Raw genomic sequence first — 6,169 nt, 5'->3', positions numbered from 1 at the left:
TTACAAGGAGGGGGTCACTGGTTCGAGCCCAGTAGCGACCACCATATTTTCTTGCTAGATATTAGCTTTCCAAATTTAGACTTCCTTGACGCAGGATATTGGGCGGCTGACAAAGCCGTGGCAAACGAAAAGCGGAGCATAGCAGCGCTATGTGAGCATTTGAGTGCAGCAACAATGCCGTCAGACGTTCAAGAGACAAGTCAACAGATTTGCTTGGTGACAATAGCGCTGTGGTCCCACCTGATCCCATTCCGAACTCAGAAGTGAAACGCAGCTGCGCCGATGGTAGTGTGGGGCTTCCCCATGTGAGAGTAGGTCATTGCCAAGCGCCCAATTTCTGGTTTCCACTTTTTGTAAAAAGTGAAATCAAAAACGAGTTGGAGCGGTAGTTCAGTTGGTTAGAATACCGGCCTGTCACGCCGGGGGTCGCGGGTTCGAGTCCCGTCCGCTCCGCCAACATTACGATAAGCCCTAGCAGCAATGCTAGGGCTTTTTCGTATTTAACGCTCCTGAAAGCGCTGCGCACTTTGCCGCGTCGGATGGCCGCCCCGCCAGTCCCGTCCAACAGCGTCCCTGCTTAACAACCCATTTCGGCATCCATGCCTCTCGCTCGTGAGCACATCGCTTCGCGATACTCGCCCGCCAACATTAAGTGAAAAGCCTCATCTTCGGATGGGGCTTTTTGCGTTTTGTTTCCTATAATTGGGAGCCCGTATGGCTTCGTCTTAGCACTAGCAGTTCGCGTTGGATTGCACTTGGTTGAGGTGGACTATTTGCCTGAAAACTCAACTGTCGACTCTGCGGGCTAACCTATCAAAGCCTGTAGAGAAGGCGGTCATCATCACCCCGGATCGAAGTACTGATAATCCGGCTCTTACCAGGCCGATATCTCCAATCTCAGCCGATAATCAGTCCTTACCTCGAACTCCTTGTGACTAAAGGTAAAATCCCCTTAATGAGAGGTCGGCTTTTTATGGTCAAAGGGATAGAATAGGGCGTTTTTCTGTATTGCCGGAGTTTCCTTTTGCTGACCAAGATCCTGTTGACCGCTTTGGTGTTGATCATCGCCTGGCATTTTCTTACCCGTAAGCGCTCAGCTAAAGAAGCGCCTCAGGCTATGGTGACGGGTCAATCCCTGCTCAAGCGCTATGGGATTATCACTTTTCTTGCCACGATTCTGATTTTAGGGGTAGGGGTTAGTGTCTGGCATTGGTATGATGGTTATCAAATTGTAAATGTTACTGTTTCCTCACCGGCGACCGGGCAATCCAGTACTTTTCAGGTACGCAAAAAGGATATAGATGGCAATTTGCTGACCACAGTAGAGGGACTTCAGATCAGAGTGTCTGATCAGGAGACTATTACTGTCTCAGCAAACTAGGTCCAGGTATCCCGAGCTTTATTGAACCGCAAAGATTGTCGGTTAAGTCTGCGGCTAGTGCCGCCAGAAGGGGTAGCACCCCAAGTCTCTTCCGGAGGTTTTATGATCACTGCATATGTCTATGAAAACCGTAAGTTGGCCATTCGCGAACTGAGTGTGAATGACAGCTTGCCGCCGGAGACCATATGGCTGGATCTGTATCGACCGGAGGATGATGAGCGAGCCTGGCTGGCAAACTTCTCTGAAGAGGAGCTGCCGGACGAAGAGGATATGAATGAGATTGAAGCGTCAGCCCGTTTTTATCAAAACTCTGATGGTCTGCATATCAACAGCCTTTTCCCACAACGTGTAGGCCAGGAAGTTCGTGCGGTTAACGTATCCTTCAACCTGCGTGAGCATATGCTGATCACTATGCGGGAAGAGGACATAGGTCTTATTCGTTTGTTGCGAAACTACCTCAGGTTGGGACGGCTTGATGTCAACAGCCCCAAGGACCTGTTTATCGAACTTTTCACCCTTAAGGTCGACTACCTGTCAGATTTGATTGAAGACGTTTATACCGTGCTGGATAACGTTGGCCGCGAGGTGTTCGACAATGAAGAGTTGGATGATGTGTTCAAGATGATCACTCTGCAGGAGGACTCCAACGGTAAGATTCGATTGAGTCTGTTGGATACCCAAAGGTCTCTTAGATATATTCAGCGTTACTACCGTCGTAACCTTTCAGATGACGAGATGAAGGAACTGCGGGAGATGTTGGCGGATATCGAGTCTTTGATGCCACACAGTCAGTTTATTTTTGATAAGTTGAACTTCCTGCTTGATGCGGCCATGGGGTTCAGTGGGTTGCAGCAAAACAAGATTATTAAGATATTCTCGGTTGCGGCTGTGGTGTTCCTGCCACCTACATTGATTGCCAGCAGTTACGGGATGAACTTCAGCGATATGCCTGAATTGAGATGGCAGTATGGTTATCCGTTGGCCTTGATATTGATGTTAGCCAGCGCCGCAGGGACCTATTTATTCTTCCGCATGAAGCGCTGGCTTTGACGCTATTGTAGCTTTCTGTCAATAGGCGTCACTGATGCCTTTTGGGCTTGAAACTCCTCCGGGCTGTTGATAGCGGCTGCCATAGTGAATAGTTTGCCGCGCATCAGTGCCATAGACATGACACATCTGTGATATGGGTTAGTGCATCGCTTCATCTGCTCTTTATAGTGATGATGAAGGCTCCTTAGCTGAGCTCTGTTATTTTGTGAGCTGTTAATTATCTCTTCCGTGAGGGTTTCCTGAAGTTTGGCCAATTTGGCAGGGTCATTCTCTGCCAGCCACTTCAGGGTGTCGAAGTCGGGCAATTCCGCCATACATCCCCCTCTGTGCAGTTAAACCTACTAAACGTCTACAGGTTCAAACTACTTAAATGTTGCGAATGCAACAAGACGAGAAACATCTAGAAATTTAACATCTACCTTGAAATAGTTATAAGTCTCTGCTACTGCGGGCACAGAAGAACAGCGGTCCGGGGAGGTTTTAGGCCTGAGGATAGTTGGGGTTCGTGTTTGACAGGTACAAAAAAGCCCCTGATAACAGAGGCTTTTAAAGAAGCGTTATGCTGGATTACTGATCGCCATGATCACAGCTGTCGTTTACACATACACCATATAGGTAGAGGCTGTGGTTGGTCAGCTTGATGTTATGTTTTTTAGCAATCTCTTTCTGACGGCTTTCGATTACTTCATCACTGAACTCGATTACTTTGCCACAGCTCAGGCAAACCAAGTGGTCATGATGGTGTTGGGTAGAAAGCTCAAATACTGCTTTGCCGCTCTCGAAATGGTGACGTGAGACAATACCTGCGTCGTCAAACTGGTTGAGAACACGGTATACAGTCGCAAGGCCAATCTCTTCCCCAATGTCCAACAACTTCTTGTACAGATCTTCTGCACTGATGTGCTGGTTTTCCGGTTCTTGCATCAGTTCCAGGATCTTGACTCGTGGCAAGGTAATTTTCAGTCCCGCTTTTTTCAGCGCTTGATTTCCATCTGTCATTATTTGTCTCTTGATTGCAGAACCCAAGGGTTCACCTTTCTTGTACTGACAGCCATTATAGGGGGTCAACTTTAAAACTTAAACCTTTGAGTTTGAATCGGTCCTTAATTTGACCATATTGCTCGAATTTTCTGAAAAATATAGCAATATCAAGCACACATTTAGTAAGGTTATGCTGTATTAAGTCGCTTTGACATTCAATTTCGAGTCTAAAGGGAAAGACCTGTACAGGGTAAGGGAACTGTCATGTATCAACGTATTGTGGTGTTAACCGGAGCCGGGATCTCGGCTGAGTCAGGGATTAAGACATTCAGGGATCAGGATGGCCTGTGGGAAAACCACCATATTGAAGACGTGGCTACGCCCGAGGGTTATGCCAAAGATAAAGCCCTGGTGGAAGGGTTTTACAATGAAAGGTGGCGGCAGTTAATGCAGGCGAATGTCCAACCCAATCCTGCCCATGACGCGCTGACCAGACTTGAGCGCGAATTTGACGGGGAGTTTCTGCTGGTGACTCAAAACATTGATAACCTGCACGAGACCGCCGGTTCCCACAAGTTACTGCATATGCATGGCGAGCTGGTGAAGGGACGTTGCCCCCAATCCGGTCAGACTTTTCTGCTCAGCGAACCCTTTGGCCCGGATCACCTTTGTACCTGTTGTATCCCCGGAAACAGACTGAGACCGCATGTGGTTTGGTTTGGCGAAATGCCGATTGGATTGGACAGGATTCAATTCGCGCTGGAGGAGTGCGACCTGTTTATTGCCATAGGTACGTCAGGTACGGTTTATCCTGCTGCCGGGTTTGTTGATACTGCCAACCATCATGGCGCTCATACGGTTGAAGTCAATCTTGCCCAGCCGGGTCGCGACAGCCAATTCCAGTTGCACCTTACAGGAAAAGCGGGTGAGCTTATGCCACAACTGGTCGAACAAATTTTGCAGGGAAAGCGTATTTCCGGAGACGTATGAGTGTCTAAGCTCGCCATAATTATGCGGGGCCTACCCGGCAGCGGTAAGTCTCACTGGGTCAATGAATATCTTGAAAGCCTGCAACCAGAACTCGCACAGCGGGTTCGTACCCAGGGATATTGCTCAACAGATTCCTTTTTTTATCAGGGCGATAAGTATGTTTTCAACAAACAACGCCTGAGTGAATATCATCAGCGCAACTTGGCCGCCTTTATAGATGGGTTGGTCATGGGGTTACCTGTCGTGATCTGTGATAACACCAACTTGGCACAGTGGGAGTACCTTTGTTACCAAAAGGCTGCACAGGCTATGGGGTACACAGTCAGATTGGTATTGATAGGTGATCCAAAGAGCCCTGAACATCAAAAGCTGTGTGCACAGCGCAATAAACACAATGTGGGTATTGAAAAAATTCGCGCTATGGCACGGCAATTCAGTGAATTCTGAACTATTTTCAGTGTGGTCGACCCACATGGAGTGCTGCAGCGGTGTTCGTCTGCAGCCGGTATTTAATGGAGTAAATGATGAACCGAAAAGCTTTGGCAGGATGGATATCCCTGATGATGTCGCCAGCAGTGATGGCAGATGCCTTCGTTGATGCCCGCAGTGCGGGCGTTGCCGGTACAGGCATAGCCAGTGGTGATTTTACCCGTGCCAACCTTAACCCCGCTTTGTTGACACGTTTCGATGATAACGATGACTTTTATCTGAAGTTGGGCATTCGGGCCCAGGCGAAAGATTACAATGACACTATTGATAGTGTGGATGATGTTCAGGATCAGTTGGACAGGTTCGAGTCTCTGTTTAACAACCCTGACCCCAATAACCCGCCAACTGAGGCTGACGCCCAGTCCCTGATAAACAGCCTTAAAGCGTTGGACGACGATACCATTGATGGTCAGCTGAATGCTGAACTCGCTTTTTACAGTCCTTCTGAAGATCTCGCCTTTGGTATCACTCTGGGTGGACAGCTATGGGCCAAGGGTGACTTTAGTTTCGCCGAGTCAGATGAAAACCTGATCGACTCTGCGTTGGAGTCGGGTGATTTTGACCAGAATGATATTGCATCTGAGGGGCTAGCCAGAGCTGTGGCGGTTAATGAGATTGCTGTCAGCTTCGCCACCAAGTTCTCGGTGCCTGCCATTGGTGGTCTGTCTGTGGGGGTCACTCCAAAAGTGCAGCGTCTGGACTCCTATCTGTATGTTGCCAATATCAGTAACTACGACAGCGACGACTATTTTGAAGATCAGTACATGACAGATACCACTGGCTTTAACCTTGATGTGGGCTTGCACGCTCAGGTTGGTCCTGCTTTAGTTGGTCTGGTTGCCAGAAACCTCATCTCTCAGGATATCGTTAACGTGGCCGGTGAAAAGCTGACCCTGGAGCCCACCATAACTGCGGGAGCCGCGGTAGACCTGGCTGGTGTTTCTCTGGAGCTGGATCTGGATCTGATTGAAAACAAGTCCTTCGTTATTGATGGTGCAGACGAGGCATTCCTCAAGCCACGTCAATGGGCCCGGGTTGGTGCAGAGTTGGATATTTTTGAACAGGTTCAACTGCGTGCCGGATATCGTAATGATATGAGCGGTAACTATGATGATTTTTTCACTGTGGGGCTGGGGATTTCTCCGCTGGATACAGTGACCATAGATCTGGCCGGAGAGTTTGGTCAGGATGACGAAATTGGCGGTGCCGTCCAGTTTGGTGTCAAGTTCTAAACTCAGAAGTATGTGAAAGCGAAAGGGACCATGAGGTCCCTTTTTT

7 protein-coding genes, 1 tRNA gene and 1 rRNA gene are annotated in these 6,169 nt (G+C 48.6%); 7 read left to right on the top strand and 2 right to left on the bottom strand.

Going from position 1 to position 6,169, the window contains the following annotated elements; genetic code table 11:
- Positions 1-212 precede the first annotated feature (212 nt).
- From rrf to corA, 4 genes are all read left to right on the top strand, one after another.
- Positions 213-328 (top strand): 5S ribosomal RNA (gene rrf / locus ACFOE0_RS08635).
- Between the two features lie 51 nt (positions 329-379).
- Positions 380-456: transfer RNA gene (locus ACFOE0_RS08630), tRNA-Asp, on the top strand.
- Between the two features lie 568 nt (positions 457-1,024).
- Positions 1,025-1,381, top strand: coding sequence for a hypothetical protein (locus ACFOE0_RS08625; protein WP_248937638.1), 357 nt, complete (start codon positions 1,025-1,027; stop codon positions 1,379-1,381).
- A gap of 102 nt (positions 1,382-1,483) precedes the next feature.
- Positions 1,484-2,431 (top strand): magnesium/cobalt transporter CorA, encoded by a 948-nt coding sequence (gene corA, locus ACFOE0_RS08620; protein ID WP_248937639.1) that lies wholly within the window; start codon positions 1,484-1,486, stop codon positions 2,429-2,431.
- 2 nt (positions 2,432-2,433) lie between these two features.
- Here the strand turns inward: corA and ACFOE0_RS08615 are convergent, their stop codons facing one another.
- Both ACFOE0_RS08615 and fur read right to left on the bottom strand, forming a co-directional pair.
- Positions 2,434-2,745, bottom strand: coding sequence for a DUF3135 domain-containing protein (locus ACFOE0_RS08615; protein WP_248937640.1), 312 nt, complete (start codon positions 2,743-2,745; stop codon positions 2,434-2,436).
- Positions 2,746-2,998: 253 nt separating this feature from the next.
- Positions 2,999-3,430, bottom strand: coding sequence for a ferric iron uptake transcriptional regulator (fur, locus tag ACFOE0_RS08610; protein ID WP_115138594.1), 432 nt, complete (start codon positions 3,428-3,430; stop codon positions 2,999-3,001).
- 246 nt (positions 3,431-3,676) lie between these two features.
- Between fur and cobB the strand changes: the two genes are divergently transcribed.
- From cobB to traF, 3 genes are all read left to right on the top strand, one after another.
- Positions 3,677-4,402, top strand: coding sequence for a Sir2 family NAD+-dependent deacetylase (gene cobB / locus ACFOE0_RS08605; protein WP_248937641.1), 726 nt, complete (start codon positions 3,677-3,679; stop codon positions 4,400-4,402).
- A gap of 21 nt (positions 4,403-4,423) precedes the next feature.
- Complete coding sequence (locus tag ACFOE0_RS08600) at positions 4,424-4,849, top strand: AAA family ATPase (RefSeq protein WP_248937701.1); 426 nt, start codon at positions 4,424-4,426, stop codon at positions 4,847-4,849.
- Positions 4,850-4,926: 77 nt separating this feature from the next.
- Entirely contained in the window at positions 4,927-6,123 is a 1,197-nt protein-coding gene (gene traF, locus ACFOE0_RS08595; protein ID WP_248937642.1) for a conjugal transfer protein TraF, read from the top strand.
- The last annotated feature ends 46 nt before the right edge of the window (positions 6,124-6,169 follow it).

The sequence above is a fragment of the Shewanella submarina genome (genome assembly GCF_042646185.1).
Taxonomy (GTDB): Bacteria; Pseudomonadota; Gammaproteobacteria; order Enterobacterales; family Shewanellaceae; genus Shewanella; species Shewanella corallii.
Note: the sequence above shows the minus strand (reverse complement) of the source record. Positions and strands in the feature narration are given on the sequence as shown.